Annotated in this window: 19 protein-coding genes; 18 read left to right on the top strand and 1 reads right to left on the bottom strand. The window is 54.8% G+C overall.

The window, feature by feature from the left end; all coding sequences use genetic code 11:
- Positions 1-400 precede the first annotated feature (400 nt).
- The 8 genes from CHH67_RS11295 (at position 401) to CHH67_RS11260 (ending at position 14,702) form a co-directional block, all read left to right on the top strand.
- Positions 401-2,701: a glycoside hydrolase family 3 N-terminal domain-containing protein gene (locus CHH67_RS11295; protein ID WP_095265300.1), complete on the top strand. Its 2,301-nt coding sequence runs from the start codon at positions 401-403 to the stop codon at positions 2,699-2,701.
- Between the two features lie 18 nt (positions 2,702-2,719).
- Positions 2,720-5,887, top strand: coding sequence for an alpha-mannosidase (locus tag CHH67_RS11290; RefSeq protein ID WP_095265287.1), 3,168 nt, complete (start codon positions 2,720-2,722; stop codon positions 5,885-5,887).
- On the top strand, positions 5,880-7,199 hold the full coding sequence (locus tag CHH67_RS11285; RefSeq protein WP_095265286.1) for a glycoside hydrolase family 125 protein: 1,320 nt from the start codon (positions 5,880-5,882) through the stop codon (positions 7,197-7,199). Before CHH67_RS11290 ends, CHH67_RS11285 begins: the two co-directional genes overlap by 8 nt.
- A 72-nt stretch (positions 7,200-7,271) precedes the next feature.
- Positions 7,272-9,239, top strand: a complete 1,968-nt coding sequence (locus CHH67_RS11280) for a sensor histidine kinase (RefSeq protein WP_230875845.1) — start codon at positions 7,272-7,274, stop codon at positions 9,237-9,239.
- Positions 9,239-10,930 carry a response regulator transcription factor gene (locus CHH67_RS11275; protein WP_095265285.1) on the top strand — a complete coding sequence of 564 codons (1,692 nt, stop codon included), beginning with the start codon at positions 9,239-9,241 and terminating at the stop codon, positions 10,928-10,930. The genes CHH67_RS11280 and CHH67_RS11275 overlap by 1 nt, the downstream gene beginning before the upstream one ends.
- 161 nt (positions 10,931-11,091) lie before the next feature.
- Positions 11,092-12,777, top strand: a complete 1,686-nt coding sequence (locus CHH67_RS11270; protein ID WP_095265284.1) for an extracellular solute-binding protein — start codon at positions 11,092-11,094, stop codon at positions 12,775-12,777.
- Positions 12,778-12,899: 122 nt separating this feature from the next.
- Entirely contained in the window at positions 12,900-13,799 is a 900-nt protein-coding gene (locus CHH67_RS11265; RefSeq protein WP_095265283.1) for an ABC transporter permease, read from the top strand.
- Positions 13,800-13,817: 18 nt separating this feature from the next.
- A complete protein-coding gene (locus tag CHH67_RS11260; protein ID WP_095265282.1) occupies positions 13,818-14,702 on the top strand; it encodes a carbohydrate ABC transporter permease in 885 nt (294 codons plus the stop codon).
- A 203-nt stretch (positions 14,703-14,905) separates the two neighbouring features.
- Here the strand turns inward: CHH67_RS11260 and CHH67_RS11255 are convergent, their stop codons facing one another.
- Entirely contained in the window at positions 14,906-15,958 is a 1,053-nt protein-coding gene (locus CHH67_RS11255; protein ID WP_095265281.1) for a LacI family DNA-binding transcriptional regulator, read from the bottom strand.
- A 138-nt stretch (positions 15,959-16,096) separates the two neighbouring features.
- On the opposite strand from CHH67_RS11255, the gene CHH67_RS11250 reads away from it, so the two are divergent.
- The 10 genes from CHH67_RS11250 to CHH67_RS11205 all read left to right on the top strand — a co-directional run bounded on the left by CHH67_RS11250 (position 16,097) and on the right by CHH67_RS11205 (position 25,758).
- Positions 16,097-16,336, top strand: coding sequence for a hypothetical protein (locus tag CHH67_RS11250; protein WP_144029258.1), 240 nt, complete (start codon positions 16,097-16,099; stop codon positions 16,334-16,336).
- 23 nt (positions 16,337-16,359) lie between these two features.
- Complete coding sequence (locus CHH67_RS11245) at positions 16,360-16,815, top strand: hypothetical protein (protein WP_095265279.1); 456 nt, start codon at positions 16,360-16,362, stop codon at positions 16,813-16,815.
- 362 nt (positions 16,816-17,177) lie between these two features.
- Complete coding sequence (locus CHH67_RS11240; RefSeq protein ID WP_095265278.1) at positions 17,178-18,170, top strand: ABC transporter ATP-binding protein; 993 nt, start codon at positions 17,178-17,180, stop codon at positions 18,168-18,170.
- On the top strand, positions 18,167-19,168 hold the full coding sequence (locus CHH67_RS11235; protein WP_095265277.1) for an ABC transporter ATP-binding protein: 1,002 nt from the start codon (positions 18,167-18,169) through the stop codon (positions 19,166-19,168). Before CHH67_RS11240 ends, CHH67_RS11235 begins: the two co-directional genes overlap by 4 nt.
- A 145-nt stretch (positions 19,169-19,313) precedes the next feature.
- Complete coding sequence (locus CHH67_RS11230) at positions 19,314-20,975, top strand: ABC transporter substrate-binding protein (protein ID WP_095265276.1); 1,662 nt, start codon at positions 19,314-19,316, stop codon at positions 20,973-20,975.
- 39 nt (positions 20,976-21,014) lie between these two features.
- Positions 21,015-22,019: an ABC transporter permease gene (locus CHH67_RS11225; protein WP_095265275.1), complete on the top strand. Its 1,005-nt coding sequence runs from the start codon at positions 21,015-21,017 to the stop codon at positions 22,017-22,019.
- Positions 22,020-22,031: 12 nt separating this feature from the next.
- Positions 22,032-22,928: a nickel transporter permease gene (nikC, locus tag CHH67_RS11220; RefSeq protein ID WP_095265274.1), complete on the top strand. Its 897-nt coding sequence runs from the start codon at positions 22,032-22,034 to the stop codon at positions 22,926-22,928.
- A gap of 241 nt (positions 22,929-23,169) precedes the next feature.
- Positions 23,170-24,144: an L-lactate dehydrogenase gene (locus CHH67_RS11215; RefSeq protein WP_095265273.1), complete on the top strand. Its 975-nt coding sequence runs from the start codon at positions 23,170-23,172 to the stop codon at positions 24,142-24,144.
- Positions 24,145-24,342: 198 nt separating this feature from the next.
- Entirely contained in the window at positions 24,343-25,125 is a 783-nt protein-coding gene (locus CHH67_RS11210; RefSeq protein WP_095265272.1) for an SDR family NAD(P)-dependent oxidoreductase, read from the top strand.
- A 183-nt stretch (positions 25,126-25,308) separates the two neighbouring features.
- Entirely contained in the window at positions 25,309-25,758 is a 450-nt protein-coding gene (locus tag CHH67_RS11205) for an Rrf2 family transcriptional regulator (RefSeq protein ID WP_095265271.1), read from the top strand.
- Positions 25,759-25,992 lie beyond the last annotated feature (234 nt).

Below are 25,992 nucleotides of genomic sequence, written 5' to 3'. Positions count from 1 at the left end.
CAACATAACAAAATGCAAGACCGACAGACCTGAGCACACCTGTGGATCATAAGGGGACGTGCTTGTCATTCAGACAGGTGAACGCTTTGTCCGGCAATCCATTAGAATACCTAAGTGGGAGCGACATCCCGATCATTCCAATCCCTGGAATGATCGGGATGTTTTTGTGTGCATAATGGCCGCTTGCGATGTTGCGCGGGGCAGCCAAAATTGTGCATTGACGATGGATTTAAAAGAAAGTAGACTAGTTCGTAATAACGTTATTATATTTAACATAACGAAAATAACATCATTCCAGCTTCATCCTGCAAGCTCCAGAATGAGTGACCCGATGCGCAATGCCTGCAACAAGCTTGCTGACATGATTTCATTGAAAATAAGTGAAAAGGAAGGGTATGCCATGGATTACAAAAACGCCTCACTCTCACCCAAACAGCGCACGGAGGACCTGCTCAAGCGCATGACCGCTGAAGAGAAGATCGGTCAGCTGGTGCAGCCTTTCGGCTGGAAGACGTATACGAAAAATGAAGACAACACGATTGAAGTTACCGATGAATTCAAGGCGCAGATCGCTCAAGGCGGAATCGGCTCCCTGTACGGCACGTTGCGGGCCGATCCGTGGACGGAGGTGACGCTGGAGAACGGTCTGTCTCCGAAAGAAGGAGCCGAGGCCATCAACACGATTCAGCGTTATGTCCTTGAAAACTCCAGGCTCGGCATTCCGATTCTGTTCGGCGAAGAATGCTCTCACGGGCATATGGCGATCGGGGCAACGGTGTTCCCGGTGCCGCTGACAATCGGCAGCACATGGAACACCGAGCTGTACCGCGAGATGTGCCGCGCTGTTGCAGCCGAAACCCGGAGCCAGGGCGGGGCGGCGACTTATTCGCCGGTGCTGGACGTTGTGCGCGATCCGCGCTGGGGCCGGACGGAGGAGACGTTCGGCGAGGATCCTCATCTGGTGGCCGAATTCGCAGTCGCCTCGATTCAAGGCCTGCAAGGCGAGCGCCTTGACGGGGAGGACAGCCTTCTCGCTACGCTGAAGCATTTTGTAGCTTATGGCGCTTCGGAAGGCGGACGCAACGGCGCACCTGTCCATATGGGCCTGCGAGAATTGCATGAGGTGGACCTGCATCCGTTCAAGAAAGCGGTGGAGGCCGGCGCAATGTCGGTCATGCCTGCCTATAACGAGATTGACGGCGTCCCGTGCACGAATAACAAATATTTGCTCCATGACGTGCTGCGTGAGCAATGGGGCTTCGACGGATTCATCATTACCGACTGCGGAGCTATTAACATGCTGGTTAGCGGTCACAATACCGCGGCAACCGGGGAAGAGGCCGCAGCCCAAGCGCTTAAAGCGGGAATCGACATGGAGATGTCCGGAACGATGTTCCGCACTTATCTGTTAAAGGCGCTGGAAGCGGGGCTTGTAACTGAAGAAGAGCTGGATCTGGCGGCAGGCCGAGTGCTTGAAATGAAATTCCGCCTCGGGCTGTTTGACCGTCCATACACGGATCCAGAGCGCGCCGAACAGATCATTGGCAGCCAGGCACATGCTGATCTTGCCCGTCAGGTGGCAGCTGAAGGGGTGATCCTGCTTAAAAATGAAGGCGCAACCCTTCCGCTCCGCGCGGACATGGGCAAAATCGCGGTCATTGGCCCGAATGCGAATACGCCGTACAATCAGCTCGGCGATTACACGTCTCCGCAAGCACCAGGACAAATCGTCACCGTGCTGGAGGGCATTCGCAGTCGGTTTGGAGACGATGCGGATCACCGCGTCCTGTATGCGCCGGGCTGCCGGATCAAAGGCGATTCCCGCGAAGGCTTTGCCTACGCGCTGGAGTGTGCTTCCCAGGCCGATGTGGTGGTGATGGCCATCGGCGGCTCGAGCGCCAGAGACTTTGGCGAAGGCACGATTGACTTACGGACCGGAGCCTCGGTCGTTACCGAGCATTCCTGGAGCGATATGGAATGCGGGGAAGGTATTGACCGCGCTACCCTGCAGCTGATGGGCGTGCAGCTGGAACTCGTACAGGAGATCCACAAGCTAGGCAAGCCGGTGGTCGTAGTGTACATCAACGGCCGGCCGATTACAGAGCCGTGGATTGACGAGCATGCGCATGCCATCGTAGAGGCCTGGTACCCGGGACAGGAGGGCGGCCATGCGATTGCCGATATTCTGTTCGGGGATGTGAATCCGTCCGGGCGGCTGACGGTGTCCATTCCGAAGGAAGTCGGCCAGCTGCCGGTCAATTATAATGCCAAGCGGACGCGCGGCAAACGTTACCTGGAGACCGATCTTGAGCCAAGATATCCGTTTGGGTACGGGCTGAGCTATACCCGCTTCGAATACAGCAATCTGACCGTAGAGCCGGCAGTCATTCCGGTTGACGGCGAAACGACCGTCCGCATTGATGTCACGAATGCCGGGGACCGGGAAGGTGCGGAGGTCGTGCAGCTGTACATTTCCGATCTGGCAGCTTCCGTTACGCGTCCGGAGAAGGCGCTCAAGGGCTTCAGGAAAATCCGGCTTGGGGCCGGTGAAACCAGGACGGTGTCATTCACCATCGGCCGTGAGCAGCTGGAATTGATCGGAATGGACTTGAAGCCGGTCGTGGAACCAGGCGAATTCCGCATCATGGTCGGTCCGGACTCGACAAGAGGCGAGACGGCAAGCCTGCGGGTTCAAGAATAGAGAGGACGGTGGCCGAGCTTGAGCAGAATTCAACGATTTATTAAATTTTTGGCGCAGTATGAATGGCGGGAAGAGATTCCGCTGCCCGAATGGGAAGTCCAGAGAGCTGAGTATATCCAGCCTGGCGAATATCGGTATGAAACGGAGAGCTCCAGCGTGGAAAATGTAGAGCGTCTCCGCAGCACGTACGGCACGACCTATTTCCTTCGCTTGCAGCCGGAAATTCCGGCGGCGTGGGGAGCCGATGAAACGGCGCTTGTATTCGAAGCGGGGGGAGAAGGCCTGCTTCGATTGAACGGCGAGGCGTATCACGGACTGGATCGCAATCATACGTATGTGCCATTGCCCATAGCTGCGGCAGGCAGAACCCCGCTGCTCGAAATCGAGCTGTATGATCCGATCCCTGAGCCTTGGGACCCGCTGAATCGCCAGGCGGTGATCAACCCGCCGATCAGCGGGATCAGCAGTAAGCTGGTTCGTGTGAACTACCCGGTGCAGCGGCTTAAGCACAGCGTGACGGTCGCGGCCATGGCCGCCCGGCTGCTGCCGGAAGGAGATATGCGCCGCATCCGCACAGAGCAGGCGCTGGAACAAGCGATGGACGCGCTGTACGGCTCGGACCCTTCACGGCTGGAATCCGAAGAGCTCGTAAGCGGCGTGGAGCAGCAGCTGTCCGAGGCCGTTGCGAGCCAGATGCCAGCAGATGCAATTCCAGGCACGATGCACATGGTGGGACAGTCGCATATCGACATCGCCTGGCTGTGGCCAGTAAGGGAAACCGTACGCAAAGTGAGCCGCACCTTCTCGACGGTGTGCGCGTTAATGGACCGATACCCGGACTTCAAGTATTCTCAGAGCCAGCCGATCCTGTATGCCTTTGTGAAAGACAACAATCCGGAGCTGTATGAGCGGATCAAGCAGAGAATTGCCGAAGGCCGCTGGGAGCTGGTTGGCGGCATGTGGGTTGAGCCTGACCTGAATATTCCGAGCGGGGAGTCGCTCGTTCGTCAGATGCTGTATGGGCAAAGGTTCTTCGAGCGAGAGTTCGGCAAGCGCTCCGCGATTGAGTGGCTGCCGGATACGTTCGGTTACTGCGCATCGCTGCCGCAGCTGCTCAAGCTGGCCGGCATTGACTATTTCATGACAACCAAGCTCGGATGGAATGACACGAACAAGTTCCCTTATGATCTGTTCCACTGGGTCGGGATCGACGGAACCTCCATCGTGGCCTATCAGAATCATGGTGTAAACGAGCATACGCATCCGAAGGATGTGCACGAACACTGGGCCTCGTTCCGTCAGAAGGACGAGATCAATGAACTGATGCTGCTGTACGGACATGGCGACGGCGGCGGCGGTGTGACCCATGAGATGGTGGAGTATGTGGAGCGCGCGCATCTGATGCCTGGACAGCCGCTGAGCCGGTTTGCTACCGCCGCGGATTTCTTCGGCGCGATCGCTAAGCGCAATCCCGATCTGCCGCAGTGGCACGGGGATCTGTACTTGGAGCTGCATCGCGGAACCTATACGACCCATGCGCGGAACAAGCGGAATAACCGCAAGGCCGAGGCGCTGTATCGCGAAGCGGAAATATGGAGCGCCCTTGCCATCGGGGATGAGCAGCAAGGAATGCGGACCAAACAGGCGCTCGACAAGGGCTGGGAGCTGATGCTGCTCAATCAGTTCCACGACATAATTCCGGGCACCTCGATTCCTGAAGTGTACTTCACTTCGGCCAAGGAATATGAGCGGATCTTCGACATTGGACAAGCCGAGCTGGATCAAACGCTCAGCGCTGTGGTGACGAAGATGACCGGCGGACAGCATGAAGGCGAGCCCTATGTCGTGTTCAACAGCCTCGGCTGGGAACGCGAGGAGATTGTTATATTGGATGCTGAGCAGTGGAGAGGGCGGGCGCCTTACGATGCTGCCGGGCCGATGCAGTATGATCTGCTGCCGCCCGAGACGGAGGATGGCGCCGGGCGGCTTGCTGTTCGCGTCACCGGCATTCCGGCGTTTGGCAGCAAGACCTTCTGGCTCAGAGAGACTGAAGAAGTAACGGAGAAGGCTTTGACGGGCGCTGAGGGCACGATCTCCGCGAATGCCCCGGTTCCAGAACAATGGGAGACGGCGCATTATCTCCTGAAATTCAACGCGTGGGGAGAAATCACAAGCTGGTACGACAAGGCCGCAGGGCGTGAGCTGATTGCGCCTGGTGGCAAAGGGAATGAGCTTCAATTCTTCCATGACACGCCGACCTACTGGGATGCGTGGGATATCGATCCGCGCTACGAGAGCCAGCCGGCCGGGACCGCGGAATTGCTGGAAAGCGAAGTGATGCAGCGCGGCTCGGTCATGGATGTGCTCCGTTTTCGCTGGAAGCTGAACGCGTCCATCATTGACCAGGAAATTATGCTGTACCATCATCGGCGCCGCGTGGACTTCCGCACCAAGGTCGACTGGCACGAGAGTCACAAGCTGCTTAAAGTGGCGTTTCCGGTTGACATCGTGGCCTCGAAGGCCACGTATGAGATTCCGTTTGGCGCTTTGGAGCGTCCGACGCACCGCAATACAAGCTGGGATCAGGCTCAATTCGAGGTGTGCGGCCATCGCTGGGCAGATCTGTCCGAGGGCGGCTACGGGGTCAGTCTGCTGAATGATTGCAAGTACGGGTATGACATCAAAGACGGCGTCATGCGCCTGTCCCTGCTCCGGGCTCCGAAATGGCCGGATCAAGGAGCCGATCAAGGGAAGCACGAGTTCGCCTATTCGCTGCTGCCGCATGAGAAGGATTGGCGGGAAGCCCATGTCGTAAGGGAAGCGGCCGAGCTGAATCAGGCGGTGGTTGCCGTGCAGGCACCGTCCGGGCAATCAGGCCGATTGCCAGCCGAGCACAGCTGGCTTCATCTGGAGAGCACGCATGTCATTTTGGACACGATCAAGAGAGCGGAGGACGGCAGCGGGACCATCCTGCGGTTGTATGAGTCCTCCGGCGGACGGGAGACCGTGACAATCAAGTGGCCGACACATCCGATCGACGTATCGGTTGTCAATCTGCTGGAGGACGAGATGGAGGACATCGCCACCGTGAACGGTGAAATCAGCCTGTCTTTCCGGCCTTATGAAGTGAAATCCATCAAAATCAAACCGCAAGATCAGCATAAGGAGGTTTCATCAATTGGATAATTTCAAGCTGCCCCAAATCCCGATTCCCGACTTTGAGCTGCCGCAAGCGGTGCGCGAGGTGCTGGAAGAAGCAAAAGTAAAGCTGGCGCATCGCCCGAAGCTGCTGCAGCAGTTTCTGAACTGTTTCCCCAATACCCTTGAGACAACAACAAAGCTGATGGACGACGGCACCACCTTTGTCATCACCGGGGATATCCCGGCGATGTGGCTTCGTGACTCGGTGGAGCAGGTGATTCACTATGTGCCGCTGGCAGAGAAGGATGCGGATTTGCAGCGCATCATCGGCGGGCTCGTGAAACGGCATATGATGTATGCCAGCCTTGATCTGTATGCCAATGCGTTCAACGAAACCGCGAACGGCTGGCATTGGGACGCCAATGACGAGACCGACATGTCGGCATGGGTATGGGAGCGCAAGTTCGAGCTGGATTCGCTCTGCTTTACGATTCGGCTGGCCTATGCCTACTGGAAGGCAACCGGACGGAGCGACATATTTGACGAGCGGTTCAAAGGGGTACTGGAGGGCATCATCCGGCTGTGGCAGACCGAACAGCGGCATGCCGAGCAATCGGATTACCGGTTCCAGCGCCGGAATTGCCCTGCGATCGACACGCTTCGGAATCAAGGCCTCGGGATGCCGGTTAACTACACCGGCATGATCTGGTCCGGGTTTAGGCCAAGTGATGATGCCTGCGAGCTTCACTATAATATCCCGGCGAACATGTTTGCAGTCGTCAGTCTGCGTCAGATGAAGGAAATCGCCAAATGGGTGTTCCGGGATGAAGCGCTGGTGCGCACGATCGGTCAGCTGGAGGATGAGGTGCAGCACGGCATCCAGCTGTACGGAACGTATCGCCATCCGGAATTCGGGGTGATCTATGCCTATGAGACGGACGGCTATGGCAACTACTGCCTGATGGATGATGCGGGAACGCCAAGTCTGCTCTCGATTCCGTACCTCGGATATGTTGACAAGGATGATGAGATTTACCAGAACACGCGCCGGTTTATTCTGAGTAAACACAACCCGTACTACTACGAGGGTGCGGTGGCGAAGGGAATCGGAAGCCCGCATACGCCGCCAGGCTACATCTGGCATATGGCATTGTCGATGCAGGGGCTGACGGCCTCTACGGACGAGGAAAAACGCGAGATGATCGATCTGTTGGAAGCGACGGATGCAGGAACCGGGTTCATGCACGAAGGCTTCCATGCTGATAATCCGGAGATATACACGCGCCCTTGGTTCGCCTGGTCCAACAGCTTGTTTTCCCAGCTTGTCTATGAAGGCATGAAGAAAGGCATCGTCTGATCCGCCTCAATCCAGGTGGGGAAGAAGCAGAGATAAGATGAGCCTGAGAACGAGGACGGGGAAAGGTCGCACATGGATCGTAAAGTGATTTTCGGGCGGCCTGACGCTGTCCGTCATGGTGCTGGCTCAACCTTAGATAACAGATTTGGCTTGAAGCGGACACGCCCAGGCTTCCTTCCTATTCGGCAGCAGTACCGAATAAGGACGGGGGCAGCGGGACTGTCCGCTTTACCTGTATTTGAGAAGATCATCGCGCAGGAGGAGATGAAAGTGGGGGCAAGAAGCATGAAGAAGCGGCTATGGGTCAAGTCGATCTATCCGAAAATCGTGATCGGTTTTCTGCTGGCGATTGTGCCTGTATACGCCGCTGCCTTATACATGAACGAATCCGGCTCGGAAAGTGTGGAGCAGGAAATTACACAATCGCTGAATGCGCGCACCAACTTTTTTGTCCGCACACTGGAGCAGGAATTGCGGACAACCGTGCTGCTGATGAACGATCTGTCCCAGGATTCCGATCTGCAGAAGCTAAGCACTATCGCCCCGGCCATGACCAGGTACGAGTACTTTCAGTCCATCAATCGCCTGCAGGGCAAAATGCGGCTGCTGCAAAGCTCCAATCAATATATCCAGGAAGCTAAGGCTTATGTCCCGCTCATTGACAAGACGATCCAGCAGGTATCGTATGAGACAGCGATGCCGGTTGATCAGATGGAGGTGATGCTGAGAAAGCCGGATCGTGTCATCTACAAATGGGGGGATAAGCTTCAGCTCGGCATGGTGTATCCCGATCATCTTCGGGCAGGAAAACAGCCTAACTTTGTCATTGTGACCGAGCTGTCCATGCCCAGAATGCAGAAGGCGCTGGAGCAGCTGGCGACCGGCAACGGCAGCTCGGTACTTATCGGCTCGGATGGCAGCTGGTCTGTCATGCCGGAGGGGGCGGGGAATATCGGTCACAGACTGATGGAGAACATCGATGTGGAAGCGCTGTCAAAGTCGGAGTTCTACAAGGAGCCTTACAACACAAAGGTCACGGTGGATGGCAGCAATTATTGGGTTAGCGTGGAGCGCTCGTCATTTCTGAATGCCGATCTGGTTGTTTATGTGCCGGAGGCGGAGTTTTTGGGGCCGCTGGCGAAATACCGGCTGCTGTTTTTCGGCCTTTCCGGCTTCTCGCTGCTGGTGGTCATTCTGTTCTCGGGCTGGATCTATCGACGGATTCATCAGCCGCTGCATCGGATGGTCCGGGCCTTTCGCAAGATGGACGTATCCAGTCCCCAGGCGGAGCTGCGCCACCGGCATAATGACGAGTTTCATTACCTGTATGAGCATTTCAACCTGATGGTGAAGCGGCTGCAGCTGCTCATTCAGGAGGTGTTTGAGCAGAAGATCCGATCCCAGCGCTCCGAGCTGAAGCAGCTGCAGTCGCAGATCAATCCGCATTTTTTATATAACAGCTTTTTCACGCTGCATCAGATGGGCCAGATGCAGGACTATGATAACATTGTGCGTTTCACCAAGCATCTGGGCGACTACTTCCGGTTCATCACGCGCAACAGTGCAGATGAGGTGCCGCTCGAAGCTGAGGTTGGACATGCCAAAGCTTACGTTGAAATTCAGAGCATCCGCTTCCATAACCGGATTTCGGCGCAGTGGGATGAGATCCCCACTTCCTGGAAGGGCTTGGCGGTGCCGCTGCTCATATTGCAGCCGCTGATTGAGAATGCGTATGAGCACGGACTTGAAGACAAGGAAGCGGATGGCCGGATTCGAATTCGAATGGACGGCAGTGAAGCGGATATGCTGCGCATCATAGTGGAGGATAACGGGGAACAGCTGACGGACGAGAAGCTGCTGGAGCTTCAGTCCATCACGTCGAGCCCGGATAACAAAGGCGAGATTACCGGCTTGTCCAACGTCCACCGCAGATTGCAACTGAAATTTGGTTCTGACAGCGGACTGGTATTCACAAGAAGCCATCTGGGCGGATTGAAAATCGAAATGAGATTGCCTCGAATGAGAAAGGAGCAACCGTGATGAACAGTATGTATCGCATCTTAATTGTGGATGATGAGCCTTTTATTGTGAACGGTCTGGCAGACCTGTGCGAGCGCTCGGAGCATCTCAATCTGGAAATTCACAAGGCATACTCCGCGAGTGAGGCGCTGAGCTGGCTGAAGCGGACGAAGATGGACATCGTGCTGTCGGATATTAAAATGCCCGGCATGAGCGGGCTTGCGCTGCAGAAGGAAATCGTCAAACTATGGCCGCACTGCAAAGTCATCTTTTTGACCGGATACGATGATTTCAGTTACATCCAGGAAGCGATTCGGGAAGGCAGCGTCGACTATATTCTGAAGACGGAGGGAAATGACGCGGTTCTGAAAGCTATTGAGAAGACGATGGTGCTGCTTGATCAGGAGCTGGCGGCGGACAGCCTGATTGCGCGGGCGCGGGAAAATCTGCGGATGGCGCTGCCGTTCCTGCAGCAGCAATATATGCTGGAGCTGTTGCAGCGAGCGCCTGGACGCACCCGGAGAGAGGAGCTGGAGCAGCGATTTCGGGAGCTGGATATGAAGCTTGTGGCCGACAAGCCTTGCCTGGTGCTGCTGTGCCGGGTCGACAGCTGGAGTCACCTCGGCGGCCCAGCTGCGCAGCCGCTCCTGCTGTACGCCGTGCAAAATATTACGAGTGAGCTGCTGGCTCCGATGACAGTGAGCATGTCCGTGGAGTACGGGCGATCCAAATTGATCTGGATGCTGCAGTACAAAGGGGATCAGAGCGCACATCGCCTTACGCGCGAGAACGAGCCGATTGAGGACCGGGTAAAGCGGTTCGTACACGGCATGCTGGAGCAGATCCAGGAGACCTGCAAATCGCTGCTGAAACTGAAAACCTCTTTCGCTCTCGCCGGGGAATGGACGCCATGGGAGCATCTCTCCGATAAATTTGAGGATCTGAAATATTTGATGGACAGCGGGCTTGGCATCGGCCATGAGGTGCTGTTGACGGAGACGATGACGATCAATCGTCCGGAAAGTCAGCGGGATATCGGACGCTCGCGCATGCATTTGAAGCGAATGGACCTTCTACGCGGGTGTCTGGAGAACGGAGACAAGGAGGAATTTCTGAAGCTGTTTCGGGAGGTGACGGATGCCTCTTGTTTTCCGCCAGAATATGAGCATCTGCTCAAGATGGAGGTCTATTACGGTCTCGTGTCTGTGTTCATGCCGCCCATCGTGGAGCTGGAATCGATCTGCCAGGTTGTGGAGGGAGGAGAAACCGTGGATTATATCCGGCTCACGCATCTGGAGGAGCATGATTCCTGGACAGAGGCGATCAGCTATTTCACCCGCCTGGCTGAAGTGATCTTCGGACAGAAGGAGCAGGGCAAGCAGGATCAGCAGCATGAGGTGATTGCCAAGGTCAAGGCCTATATCGAGGAGCATCTGGCGGGGGACTTGTCCTTGACACAGATCGGGGAGGCTGTTGGACATAACCCGTCCTACCTGTCTCGATTGTACAAGCAGGTGACCGGCGAGGGGTTGTCGGAGTCCATTAACGCAGCCAGATTGGCGAAGGCGAAGCAGCTGCTGGCAGAAACATCGGAGAAGATCCATGTCATCGCAGCAGCGGTAGGGTTCAGTTCACCGCCGTATTTTTATCGTTTTTTCAAAAAAACAACGCATCTGACCCCTCAGGAATACAGGGAACTGCAAAACAGGTAAAGAGAAGATACTAAAGTAAAAACCTTAAAGTAGATAGCCTTTTTCGCCTCACTTATACTGATTTCAAAGCAGCAGCAGCTTGCAGCACTCAGCAAAGACTGCTTGGGATAAACACCTGATGATCAGCAGAAATACGAAATGTATTCGAGGAGGTCGCAAACGTGAAACAAAGAAAGAGCATGTCCAAATGGTTGTTAAGTGTGATGATGCTGGCGCTTGTGCTCAGTGCGTGCAGCACCGGAAACAACGGAAGCGGCGGGGACAGCCCATCCAATGCCGACAATCCGGGTGCCGCCGTCAGCGAGCCGGGGGATCCGTTCGGAACGTATGATCCGCCGATTACGATTGACGCTGTCCGCTATGTCGGTGAGGAAGTGAAATTCCCGGCGGGGCAAGACATTAAAGACAATGTGTGGACGGAGCTCTACAAAGAGATGGGCATCAATCTGAACTACAAATGGATTGTGACGGGCTCAGAGCAGTATGAGTCCAAGCTGAATATTGCGATTGCTTCCAACGATCTGCCTGACATTATGCAGGTGAACGCGACCCAGCTGAGACAGCTGGCGGACGCGGGACAGCTGGAAGACCTGACCGCAGCCTTCGATAATTACGCAAGCGAAGATTTGAAGATGGTCATGGACATCGAGAAGAATGCGCTTCCGTCAGCGACATTTGACGGCAAGCTGTTGGCCATTCCTTCCACACAGCCGGTCATCGGCGGCTCGGCGCCGCTCGTGTGGGTTCGGGAGGATTGGATGGAGAAGCTGAATCTTCCGGAGCCGAGCTCCATGGATGATCTGATTGCGATCGCCGAGGCGTTTGCGAAGCAGGATCCGGATGGCAACGGCAAGGCGGACACCTACGGGCTGGCGCTGACCAAGGATATCGGATTGAACGCTTCCTCGGTCGGATTCTTTAACGGGTTTGGCGGGTTTCCGCAGATCTGGGTAGAGGATGCAGCAGGCAATCTGCAATTTGGCAGCATCCAGCCGGAGATGAAGGAAGCGTTGGGCAAGCTTCAGGAGATGTTCCAGAACAAACTGATTGATCCGGAATTTGGGGTCAAGGACACGGTCAAAGTGTTCGAATCGGTTACCACGAATAAAATCGGCATGATCATCGGACCGAGCTGGTATCCGGCATGGCCGTTATGGGACATGGTGAAAGAGGATGAAAATGTGAAATGGAAGTCGTATCCTGTTCCTTCAGTGGATGGCGGGGCAGCGACGGTGCAAATGCCGTTTGCCGTATCGCAATACTACGTTGTGAAGAAGGGATACAGCAATCCGGAAGTGATCGTGAAGCTGGCCAACCTGTATTATGAGAAGCTGTACAGTGAGAATGCGGAGTTTGACAAGTACGGTCAGGTGGTTGAAGGAGATACGTCCATCGGTGTCAATAAATATTCCCTTGTGGAAGTCGTGAACCCGAACAAGGACCTGATCCGTCAGGAGGAGCTGGAGAAAGCGCTCGAGAGCGGCAGCGATGCGGAGATTTCAAGCGCTGAGACGGTCATTATGTACAAGGAGTTCCAGGAATATCTGGCGGGCAACAATCCGCTTGGCTGGTCGGGGTATGCGGCTAACGGGCCTGACGGTTCCATGAAGCAGCTGCGTCTGCTGAACGACGAAGGCAAAGTGACGACAAACGCCTATGTCGGCGCGCCAACCGAAACGATGGCGGACCGTAAAGCGACGCTGGATCGGCTGGAACAGGAAACGTTCATCAAAATCATTCTCGGCGAGGCAAGCCTAGACAGCTTCGATGAGTTCGTGGCCAACTGGAAAAAGCTTGGCGGCGACCAAATTACGGAAGAGGTCAACGCGTGGAAAGCAGCTAGATAATGGAAACGAACAGCTAACGCGTCAACTCGGGTCAAAGGAGGAGGGCACGGGCATCGACCGGCCCTCTTTCCTATTCATGGCTGCGGCCAGGCGGATGTTATATGAAAGACAGGAGGATCGCCATGTTAGACAAAAAATTTCGGCGGCAATGGCCGCTTCATCTGATGATCTTGCCCGGCGTCATCATTGTGCTGATCTACAGCTATTGGCCGATGGTCGGAATTGCCATGGCTTTTCAGAAATTTGTTCCCTTCAAAGGATTGTTTGGTTCCGAGTGGATCGGTCTGGATAACTTCCGCTACGTGTTTGACCTGCCGGAGACCGGACAGATTATATGGAACACCGTGTTTATTGCGTTTATGAAAATTATCGGGGGCCTGATCGTTCCGATCGTCGTCTCGCTGCTGCTGAACGAGCTGCGCAATGAGCTGATCAAGCGCGGCGTGCAGACGCTCGTGTATTTGCCGCATTTTCTGTCCTGGGTTATTCTCGGCGGGATTTTTATCGATATCCTGTCGCCGACCAGCGGCATTGTCAATCAGGTGCTGGGGCTGTTCGGCATAGAACCGATCTTTTTCCTAGGCAGCAATAAATGGTTCCCGTACACGCTTGTCATTACGGATATATGGAAGGAGTTCGGCTTCAGCACAATCGTTTACCTGGCAGCGCTCACGTCGATCAATCCGGCACTGTATGAAGCGGCGACGGTGGACGGGGCGAACCGGTGGAAGCAGACATGGCATATTACGCTTCCGGGCATGCTGCCGATCATTATCCTGCTGGCGACTTTGTCCCTTGGCAACGTGCTGAACGCAGGCTTTGACCAGGTATTCAACCTGTACAGCCCGCAGGTGTATGAGAGCGGGGACATTCTGGACACCTTCATTTACCGGATCGGGATGCAGGGCGCGCAGTACGGGGTCGCTACCGCAATCGGATTGTTCAAGTCCATCATTTCATTTGTGTTTATCGTGGTGTCCTATTCGCTCGCCTCGAAATTTGCCAATTATCGAATATTCTAGGAAGGAGTTGTGCCGATCATGCTGCATAAACCGTCACTCAGTCGCAAAATATTTCTGGGCTTCAACTATGTGATTCTGATTGGTTTGGGGCTGCTGTGCTTCCTTCCTATCGTTCATATTCTGGCAGTATCACTCAGCTCCAAATGGGCGGCAACGGCCGGGGTGGTCAAGCTGTGGCCAGTAGACTTTACACTGGCATCCTATCAATATGTACTGAACAAGCCGCAATTTATGGTGGCAATGTGGATCACGGTTCAGCGGGTGGTACTTGGAACGGCCATCAGCATGCTGCTGACGCTGCTTATTGCCTACCCGCTGTCCAAGGAGCCGAAGGACTTCAAATTCCGGACGCAGTATGCCTGGTTCTTCGTATTCACCACTTTGTTCTCCGGCGGGCTGATCCCGAGGTATATGACGATTCGCGATACCGGTCTGATCGATACGCTCTGGGCGCTGATCATTCCGGGAGCGGTCGCGGTGTTCAACGTCATCCTGCTGTTGAACTTCTTCCGCGGCCTGCCTAAAGAGCTGGAGGAATCCTGCTTTATCGACGGCGGCGGTTATATCACAAGCTTGTGGAACATATACGCGCCGCTGTCGCTGCCGGCGATGGCTACGGTGACGCTGTTCACGATTGTCGGACAGTGGAACGAGTGGTTTGACGGGCTGCTGCTTATGAACTCGCCGGAGAAATATCCGCTATCGAGTTACTTGCAGACGATTATCGTACAGACCAATCTGACCAACATTACGGCCGACGATGCCGCCGCGCTGGCGGATGTCTCCAACCGGACCTTTAAGGCTGCACAGATCTTTATCGGCTCATTGCCGATTCTGCTGCTGTACCCGTTTCTGCAGCGGTTCTTCGTCAAGGGAATTGTGCTTGGCAGTGTGAAGGAATAAGGGGATGTGGCGGTTGCCGAACAGGGCAACCGGGAGCGGGCATGTCTGAGAAAGGCCGAATCGATTGCTGAAGAGGAAGCGCAGCAAGGTGAACACGTAAAGAGGGATTATCCCCATGTAAAGGGATGAATCACCTTGTTATTAGCGGTACGGCTATTCGATGAGCATCGACGGAGGGGGAGGGCCATAGCGGCCCATCCCCCTTACGTGCTGGCTCTAGGAATTAAGCGGGTGGAGAGATGGATGGATTCCATCGGCGCGCCCGGCCGTTCAATCCGGCGCAGCAGCGCTTCGATCGCCCGTCCGCCCAGCTCTTCCTTGCACAGGTTGACCGTTGTGAGCTGCGGTGAAACGAGTGTTGAAGCCTCCACATTATCGATGCCCGCAATGCGGGCAGATTCCGGGATGCTGATGCCTTCGGTCTGAAGCTTTCGCATCCAGCGGATAGCAATATCGTCATTGGCTCCGATCCAGGCATCCGGACGCTTGTCCGGCTCGGTATGGACAAATTGCTGGTACAAGGCGTTCTCCCAGCCCGGTTCGCCATAAGGAATTCGCCATTCGGTCAGTCTGGCCTCTGTCCCGTGAGGGCTGTCCATGGCAGACCTCGCGCCGGCCAGGCGGTCGGCGAAGCTGGCAGACCAGGCCTTGTCGGTAATAAAGCCAAGATGTGTACAGTGCAATGACAATAGATGTCGGGTGATAATGGACCCGGCCTCAATATTGTCATTATTTATTTTGTCACAGGATATGAGCGGATCGACATGATCTACGAGCACATACGGGCGTTCCGCACGGGCGACAAGACCCAAGATCGAATGGGGAAAAGTGCCCATGACCACGATTCCGCCACAGCGAGTCCAATCCAGATGCGGAGCCAGCATATGCTGCGGGGATTCCGGCTCGCCAGTGAGTTTCGCAGCTTCCAGCTCCGGCGATACAATGACATAGGGCAGCCCCTGCTGGTCACAGCTCATCAGCATGCCATTTAAGACCCGCTGCCAATAGGAGTGGTTGCCTGAATGGATATGGCGCATGCAGATCAGGATGAACGGAGAGGGGGCGTCCGGCTCCCGCCCGGTTTCCGAAGGCTGTGAGAATGAAGCCTTCTGATAGCCAAGTGATTTGGCCAGTTCAATCACGCGCTGCCGCGTCGCTTCACTTACCCCCGATTTCCCGCTTAACGCGCGAGAAACCGCATATTTGGACAGGCCCAGCTCGTCGGCCAGTACTTGAATTGATACTTTTCGTGCCATAGCAGCTCCTTCTTGGATCGATCACGCATCCTAATGTGTTATCCTAATAAAAATAACATGTTGATCCTCGAATCACAAGCATTGAAGGATCGGGGACGCTGCTTCATAATGGATTTAGGAAGGAGGGATTTGGCAATCGTGAGAAGATATGCAAAAGTAATGCTGGCTTTGACGGTGTTAGTGCTCCTCGTGCTCATGATTCATACGGGGCTGGATATTCAGGCCAGGGATAGTGCGTATTTGGTGTTCACGGAACACGCAGATGAGTCTCTTCTACAGCGATTGGAAGAGAGCCGCATTCCTTATGTCATAGATGAAGCTGGAAGATTGATGATCAAAGCCAAGGATAGTGAACAGGTGCTTGGATGCTGCACATGACACCGGATTCAGGGGAGGGCCGAATGAAGAGTAAGCATTGGAACATGTTATGGATTGTAGTAGCGGGGATTATTGTTACCGGTATGATTGCCGCGGCTGTTCAATCCAGGACGACGTTTAAAGCGCTTGTTCATGATGCCATAGGGGACCCGGAGAATACCTATTCAATCGTCATGCATAAGTACGCTTTCGGGAAGCTGGAACCAGGGATAGAAATCACGGACAGGGAACGGATCAACCAGGTCTTTGAGCAGCTGTCTGATCTGGAATTAAGAGCTGCCGAGAGCCGGGGGATTGACGAACGATACGTTCTGTGGTTCAGACCTAGTAGCGGTCCGACCATTCATGTGACGTTTCACGAGAATAGGGTGCAAATCAGCAACAGCTTAAGCAGGCATAAAAAATATGCTTCAACCTATGAAATCGTAAATGAATTTGATTTTAACGAGGTAAAAGCGTTGTTTGAGAACAGTCAATAGAATCGAACAATCGTATAAGCCGCATGACAGCTTCCCCATAGGGACGCTGTTTTTTTGTGCTTCCAAAAGAGACTGAGCTATAGCACCTCTGGCCCTTCATTACGCTGGTTTGGTAATTTTATATAGGTTACATAATAATCCCATAAATATAACATAAAAGAAATTATGTCTTGTCTACCCATTCAAAATATTGTAAAGTAACTTATCAAACAGGGAATTATTCTCTCAATTGTTAGGAAATATAACAAATTAATGATTGGTTCGAGGGAGGTTGTCGGACATTGACGAAATTCGAGAGAAGAAGCAGAAGTCTGGCGAATAACGGCATGAATCTATCCTTCATATGAAAAGGGGCCTGTACTATGACTCAACCCATTCTGCAGATCGAAGATTTACGCACCCATTTCTTCACCGATCGCGGGGAAATTCCTGCTGTGGATGGTGTGAGCCTCCATGTGCATGCCGGTGAGGTCCTCGGCGTTGTCGGGGAATCAGGCTGTGGCAAAAGCGTCACCTCGCTTTCGGTGCTAAGGCTTATCCCTTCGCCGCCAGGCAAAATTGTAGGCGGAGCCATTCGCTTCAAAGAGCGGGATATTCTCCGCTTAAAGGAACGGGAGATGCGCGGAATCCGCGGCAATGCAATATCCATGATCTTTCAGGAGCCGATGACCTCGCTGAATCCGCTGTTCACAGTCGGTCAGCAAATAAGGGAAGCGGTTTCTGCCCATCGGGGACTTGGCAAAAAGGAAGCGAGAGCCCACACGGTGGACATGCTGAGGAAAGTCGGCATCCCAAGGCCGGAGTCCATCATTGATGAATATCCTCATCAATTGTCCGGGGGCATGCGGCAGCGGGTCATGATTGCGATGGCGATATCCTGCGGCCCGGAGCTGCTGATTGCAGATGAGCCGACGACGGCGCTGGATGTCACCATTCAAGCGCAGATTCTTGATTTGATTCGTCGTCTGAACGAAGAGAATGGCACGGCGGTCATGATGATTACGCATGATCTTGGCGTTGTCGCCGAGATGTGCGACCGCGTCGCGGTCATGTATGCCGGGAAGGTTGTGGAAGAGGGAACGGTGCGGCATATATTCAAAAATCCGCTGCATCCCTATACCCAAGGGCTGATCCAGTCGGTGCCGAGAATGAACGAGCAGCGCCGCCGCCTGTTCTCGATTCCTGGCCATGTGCCGATTCTGCATACGCAGATGAGGGGCTGCCGATTCGCGGATCGCTGCCAGCATGTGATGCCGGCATGCTATGAGCAGCTTCCCGAGCTCGTGGAGCTTGAAGCAGGTCATCGTTCCCGGTGCCTGCTCCACGAAGTCAAGTTCAAGGAGGACGTCGTATGAGTGAGCCGCTGCTCCAGGTCGAGCATCTGAAGAAATATTATCCGATCGAACGCAAGTGGTTCGGAAAGCAGGGGGCCGTGGTCAAGGCGGTGGACGACATTTCTTTTTCCGTGATGCAAGGAGAGACATTCGGCCTTGTCGGGGAGAGCGGCTGCGGCAAATCGACGACAGGCCGGGCGCTGCTGCGGCTGATCGAGCCGACAGGAGGCCAGGTGCGGTTTGACGGAACGGAGCTGACAGCACTGTCTGCGAAGGAGCTCCGAATGAAGCGCAGGGATATGCAGATCGTGTTCCAGGACCCGTTCTCTTCGCTGGACCCGCGGCATACGGTGCAGCGAATCCTGGAGGAACCGCTGATCGTCCATGGAATTGGGGACCGGCAAGAACGGCAGCGGATGATCCGCGAGCTTACCGATGTGGTCGGACTTGCGCAAAGTCATCTGCAGCGATATCCGCATCAGTTCTCCGGCGGGCAGCGACAGCGGATCGGCATTGCGCGGGCGCTGTCGCTGCGTCCGAAGCTGATCGTAGCCGACGAGCCGGTGTCGGCGCTGGATGTGTCGATTCAGTCGCAGGTGATCAACCTGCTGCAGGATCTGCAGGAGGAATTCGGATTAACGTATCTTTTTATCGCGCATGACCTCAGTGTCGTCAAGCATATTTCTGATCGGATAGCGGTGATGTATCTCGGCCGCATCGTCGAGATTGCGGAGAAGGACAAGCTGTACTCTGCTCCCCGCCACCCGTATACCCAGGCGCTGCTGTCGGCGGTGCCGGAGCCTGATCCGGATATGAGGCGGGCGCGCATCCTTTTGCAAGGAGAGGTGCCGAGCCCGGCCGACGCGCCGGTCGGCTGTGCGTTTCATACGCGCTGCCCGAAGGTGATGGACATCTGCCGGGCCCGTAGGCCGGAGCTGGCCGAAACCGGGGAAGGGCATCTGGCGGCATGCCATCTGTATCCGGATACGTTGCAGGAAGATGAACGAATTCATTCTTGAAGCATTGATTCAGTTTCTCTTAACAACGAATAATCACCATTTTATGAAGAGGTCTAGAGACTTCGGATTGCGGTTTATCGACCGGACCTGCGGTCCGGCCTTATATAAACAACATTCTATTTTGTTATAAGAAGGGAGCCATAATATGAAAGCAAAGAGATGGAGCAGCAGCCTGTTATTGTTGATGCTTGGCATCATTGTAGCCCTCGCCGGCTGCAGCGGCGGAGGCAGTGGAAGCAGCGAAGCGCAGGAGCCGGATACCGGTCAGCAAGCCGAAGGTGAAGTGCCGGCATCTTCCGCGCAGGATACGTTGATTGTCGGCCGCGGAGGGGACTCAGCCGCTCTTGACCCGGCGATCGTGACAGATGGGGAATCGCTGAAGATCGGGCATCAAGTTTTTGATTCTTTGCTGGAATATAAGGAAGGAACGACAGAGATTCAGGGATCCTTGGCCGAGAGCTGGGACGTTTCAGAGGATGGGCTTGAGTATACGTTCAAGCTTCGCCAAGGCGTGAAGTTTCATGATGGGACAGATTTCAACGCCGATGCTGTGGTGTTCAACTTCACGCGCTGGTCTGACCCGAACAGTGAATATAAGTTTAGCGGGGAATCCTTCTATTATTATGACTCCATGTTCGGGCCCGAAGGCAGCAGAGTGATCAAGGAGGTTAAAGCTCTGGACGAATTCACGGTCGTGTTCACATTGAACCAGCCGCAGGGACCTTTTCTGCAGAACCTCGCGATGACCTCCTTCGGAATCGCCAGTCCGACCGCGCTGCAGGAGAAGGGGGAGAACTTTAAGAATGAGCCGGTTGGCACAGGGCCGTTTGTATTTAAAGAGTGGCGACGCAACGACTCCATCACCCTGGAGAAGAATCCGGAGTACTGGAGAGAAGGGCTGCCGAAGCTGAACCGCGTCATCGTGCGCTCCATTCCCGACAACTCCGCCAGATTCAATGCGCTGCAAAGCGGGGAGATTGACCTGATGGAGGATTTGAGTCCGGATGATCTGGCCGTGCTGGAGAGCAATCCGAATCTGCAGAAGATTGAACGTCCGTCCAACAACGTTGGTTACCTGGGATTCAACTTGAAGAAGGAGCCGTTCAATGATCCGAAGGTCCGGCTGGCGCTCAGTCATGCTGTGAACAAGCAGGGAATTATCGACGCATTCTTTGCCGGACAAGCCGTTCCGGCGGTGAATCCAATACCGCCATCGATGTGGGGATATAACGACAGCATTCAGGACTATGAGTATGATCTGAATAAAGCGAATCAGCTGCTGGCGGAAGCGGGGTATCCGGACGGGCTCCCTGGCGAATACGTCTTCTATGCGATGCCGGTGCCTCGCCCGTATATGCCGGACGGCAAAAAGGTTGCCGAGGTCATCCAGGCGGATTTTGAGAAGATTGGGGTAAAGGTAACCATCGAGTCTCCGGAATGGGCGACTTACCTGGATGAGGTCAGGGAAGGCGAGAAGGATGATATGTACATGCTCGGCTGGACCGGGGACAACGGCGACCCGGATAACTTCCTGTACACACTGCTCGACAAGGATGCGATTCCTTCCAATAACTACAGCTATTACGCCAGTGACGAGCTGCATGAAATTCTGATTGCGGCCCAGCGGGAGAATGACCAGGACAAGCGTGCCGAGCTGTACGAGCAGGCGCAGGTCATCATTAAGGCCGATGCGCCATGGGTGCCGATTGTGCATACGACCCCGCTTCTGGCTGCCCAGGCCAATGTAAAAGGGTATGTTCCCGCACCGACCGGGTCTGAGTACTATTACAACATTTACTTTGAATAACGGGCGGCACGATAGCGCCGATGGCAGGTGGTCCTCTTCATGAAATCTTATCTATTGAAGCGTCTGTTCGTGATGGTCCCGGTCCTGATCGGAATGACGATCATCGTGTTCTCCATTATTCATGCGATTCCTGGCGATCCGGCTGAGACGATACTGGGGCAGAAGGCAACAGAGCAGTCGAAGGAAGAGCTGCGAGAGCAGCTCGGGCTTAACAACCCGTGGTACCAGCAGTATTTCACGTACCTCGGAGATCTGTTGAAGGGAGATCTGGGGCAGTCGATCCGCACGAAAGTGCCGATTGCCCAAGAGATCATGCCGTATTTGGCGGCAACGGCAGAGCTAACGATCGCGGCGATGGCATTTGCCGTGTTCTTCGGTGTCAACGCAGGCATCATCAGCGCCTGGAAGCAAAACTCGTGGTTTGATTATATCAGCATGCTGGTTTCGCTTGTTGGCGTGTCGATGCCGATATTCTGGCTCGGGTTAATGGAGCAGTGGCTGTTCTCCCTGAAGCTCGGCTGGCTGCCATCCATTGGCCGGATGGACCAGCGCAATCCGGTGGAGGCTGTCACCCATCTATATTTGATTGACAGTATGCTGGCAGGCAGATGGGATCAGCTGTGGACGGTCGTCAAACATCTGATTCTGCCCAGCGTGGCGCTCGGCACCATTCCGATGGCGATCATCGCCCGGATGACCCGTTCGAGCATGCTTGAGGTGATGAATTCCGATTATGTCCGCACGGCGAAAGCGAAGGGGCTTTCCCAATTCTTCGTTGTGTACAAGCATGCGCTGAAGAATGCATTCATTCCGGTGCTGACGGTCATCGGGCTTCAGACGGGCGCGCTGCTTGGCGGTGCGGTGCTGACAGAGACCATCTTCGCCTGGCCGGGGGTCGGACGTTACATCTATGAGGCGATCAGCTCACGCGATTATCCGGTTATCCAATCCGGCATTCTGATCATCGCTTTCCTGTTTGTCATGATCAATCTGATGGTGGATTTACTGTATGCAGCCGTGGATCCGCGCATTCGCTATCGGTAAAGGAGGGGAAGCATGGGACATATTACTGCAAATACGAGTGGCGGCCCTGTCGTGACGGCGGACAAGCCGTCCGGACCTTGGCGAGATGCATGGCGGGCTTTCCGCAAAAATAAAATGGCGATGCTCGGACTGTCCATGATTCTGCTGTTTGTTCTAATCGCGCTTCTCGCCCCCGTTCTGTCCCCTTATGACTACAAGGCGCAGGAGCTGAGCAACCGGCTCCAGCCACCTTCAGCCGCCCATTGGTTCGGGACGGATGATTTGGGGCGCGATATCCTGAGCCGGGTGCTGCACGGAGCACGTATCTCGCTGTGGGTCGGCACGTTCTCAGTTGTCGGCTCCATCATCCTCGGCACCCTGCTTGGCATACTGGCCGGTTTTTTTGGCAGATGGCTCGATATGATCATCTCGCGGCTGTTCGACATTCTGCTGGCCTTTCCAAGCATCCTGCTGGCGATTGCCATCGTAGCCATTCTGGGACCGTCATTGCAAAATGCGCTGCTGGCGATCGCCATCGTCAACATACCGACATACGGCCGCCTCGTGCGGGCCAAGGTGCTCAGTCTGAAAAACGAGGAGTACATTACGGCCGCCCGGGCGATCGGAATGAAGAACAGCGGCATCTTGCTGCATCATATTATGCCGAATAGTCTGACGCCCATCATCGTTCAAGGCACGCTCGGTATTGCTACAGCCATAATTGAAGCAGCTGCGCTCGGCTTTCTCGGCCTTGGCGCCCAGCCTCCGGCCCCGGAGTGGGGCAAGATGCTGTCGGATTCGCGTCAATTTATCGCCACAGCGCCGTGGACGGTCATGTTTCCCGGCCTATCGATCATGTTTACCGTGCTGGCATTCAATCTGATGGGGGACGGATTGCGCGATGCGCTTGATCCGAGAATGAAAAGTTAATTTTTGCAAATGCTACTGCCGGGTGAAGACTGCCCGGCAGTTTTTGTGTCGCTCTGAAAGAGATGCTATCCGAGGAATCAGGACCGTTATGAAATGCTATGATATGAAATGAAATGTTCATTTCCTAAACTTCCCTAAGATGAATGTGTGAAATAAATGTTAATTATCGTCACGTAATCATCATTTGCTGTTATAATTTATAACATATATATTGGGATAGGGTAGATGGAGGAGATGTATAATGGCAATCAAGTCAAGAAAGGTGACAATTGTAGGCTCCGGACTCGTCGGCGCGGCCTGCGCGTATTCGATGATCAATCAATCGGTATGTGATGAGATTATGATGGTGGACCGGACGTATGACCGCGCAGTAGCCCAGGCGCTGGATCTGTCACATTGTATGGATTTTACTTCAACGCGCACCAAGGTGTACGCCGGGCGGCTGGAGGACTGCCGCGATGTGGATGTCGTTGTCCTGACGGCCGGAGCCAATCCGAAGCCGGGACAGACGCGACTCGATGTGCTGGAGGAAGCGGATCAAATTACGCGAGATCTCGTGAGCAAAGTGGTGGCGGGCGGATTCAACGGTGTATTTGTGGTTGCCGCCAATCCGGTCGATATTGTTACCCATATTGTGCAAGAAGTGTCGGGCTTCCCGCGCAGCCGGGTGATCGGAACCGGCACGTCCATTGATTCCGCCAGGCTGAAAACGCTGCTGTCCGAGGTGTTCTCGATTGATCCCCGCAGCGTCAACGGATATGCGATGGGGGAGCATGGCGACTCCCAGTTTGTAGCCTGGTCGCATGTCACGATTGGCGGCAAGCCGCTGCTGCACATTCTTGATCAGCATAAGGAGCGTTTCCGTGACGTGAATCTGGATGAAATTGCGCGCAAGACGAAGGATGCCGGATGGGAGATCTTTACGCGCAAAGGCAACACGCAATTTGGCATCGGCAATGCACTGGCTTACATCGTTCGTTCTATATTAAATGACGAGCACCGGATTATCGCGGTATCTGCCGTGCTGGAGGGTGAATATGGCCAGCGCGAAGTGTGCACCGGCGTACCGGCAATCATTGGGGATGTCGGCATTGAAGAGGTCATCGAGCTGAATCTGAGCGAGGAGGAGCTGGAGAAATTCAACCATTCCTGCAATATTCTGCGGAATGCAATGAACGGGCTGCGTACTCGAAATGAAGGAAAGTCTATGGCGTGATGTCCTGTGACAGCTGCTGATTCATCACTGAAGCTGAGAAATATAGTCTGGCCGTAAAGCGTCAGATCGCCGCTTTCGCTCACACTCCAGACGATCGGCCTGCCGAGGCACGAAAAGAGCCATGCCGGTTGGCGATATCGAGGAATATGGGTAAAGTTAAAGTAGTTCAATTATCCAAATGTGAAGGGAGCGGATGAAATGGATCTGGGGCTTGCAGGGAAAACGGTGCTGATTACCGGCGGGAGCAAAGGCATCGGGCTTGAAACCGCGGTGACATTCGCGGCAGAAGGGGCCAAGGTTGCGATTAGCGCCCGGAATGAAGAGCAGCTCAGAACGGCGGCGCTGCATATCCAGCAGTCTACCGGCAGCACTGTGCTGACGATTGTGGCGGATGTGACGAAGCCGGAGGATTGTGAGAGGATGGTGGCCGAGACGGCGGAGCGTTATGGCCAGCTGGATATCGTTGTAAACAACGCCGGGACAGCGGCTGCAGGGCCGTTTGAACATATCAGCGATGAGCAGTGGATGTCGGACCTGGACCTCAAGCTGCTGGCGGCCATCCGGGTGTCCCGCGCTGCCCTTCCGCATCTGCGCCAGGCAGGCGGCGGTTCGATCATCAACATCACCACTTCATGGGCGAAAACACCGCCGGCATCTTCGATGCCGAGCAGTGTCAGCCGGGCCGCCGGACAGGCGCTGACCAAGGCGATGAGCCGCGATCTGGCTTCGGACGGGATTCGGGTTAACACCGTGTGCATCGGCACGATTCGCAGCGGTCAGCTGGAGGAGCGGTGGAAGCGGGAGGCCCCTCATCTCAGCTGGGAGGCGTATGCGCGTGACCCGCGCCACAATATCCCGCTGGGGCGCATTGGCGACACAGAGGAGGCCGCGCGGGTGATCGTCTTTATGGCTTCGGATGCGGCCTCTTATGTGACGGGAACTTCGATCCACATTGATGGCGGTTCAGCGCCAGCGCTGTAACACAGCTTCAGCTCAAGGAAATGTCTGAACCATCTGCAGCTGCGAAAACGGTTAGAGCGACCAAGAGCTTGCAGCAGTCCTGCTACGGATAGCTGCGGGCTCTTGTTGTCACTTGCGGGAATGTGCGGAGATGTGTTTACACAGATGCTCGGCACTTGACATACGCCATAGGTTAGAACTAGAATGGTTACAACGGTGGTGATGACATTGAAGCAGATCAGTACGCGTTTTTCCATAGCGGTCCATACCTTGAGCTTAATTGCGGTCAGTCCTGCTAATGACTGCACCGGAGATTACATAGCCGGAAGCGTCAATACGAATCCTGTCATTATCCGGAGAATTATCGGCATGCTGAAGAAGGCAGGGCTGGTGGACGTTCGACCGGGAGTGGGCGGCGCGTCCCTGCTCAAGAGACCGGAGGAGATTACGCTGCTGGATGTATACCGTGCCGTTCATGCTGCGGAGGAGAAGCAGCTGTTCCGGATTCATGAAGATTCGAACATCGATTGTCCCGTCGGACGAAATATTGAACAGTCGCTCCAGACGGAACTGCTGGCCGCTCAAGTGGCGATGGAGCAGAGGCTGGCGCAGACCACACTTGAACGGTTGATTCAATCTTTTCATGATCAGTAGAGGACGAGGAAGCGGGTTAAAGGAACCTGTTCACCTGTGGCAGACTCCCTCGAGATTTGACCAACGTATCAGGAGGGCAGATCCGCTATTGACTGTACCGGGAACAGTGCTGCTTGTTGATTTCTGGCGGCCAGATGATGAACGGGAGATAAGTTTTCAGCGAAGCTGAAGCTTTCTTATACACTCGTTGTAACAGGAATTGTTATAACAAAAGTGGGTACAACTATACCGAAT

Origin of the sequence: Paenibacillus campinasensis, from assembly GCF_002272015.1 — a bacterium.
Lineage (GTDB): Bacteria > Bacillota > Bacilli > Paenibacillales > Paenibacillaceae > Paenibacillus_AQ > Paenibacillus_AQ campinasensis.
Note: the sequence above shows the minus strand (reverse complement) of the source record. Positions and strands in the feature narration are given on the sequence as shown.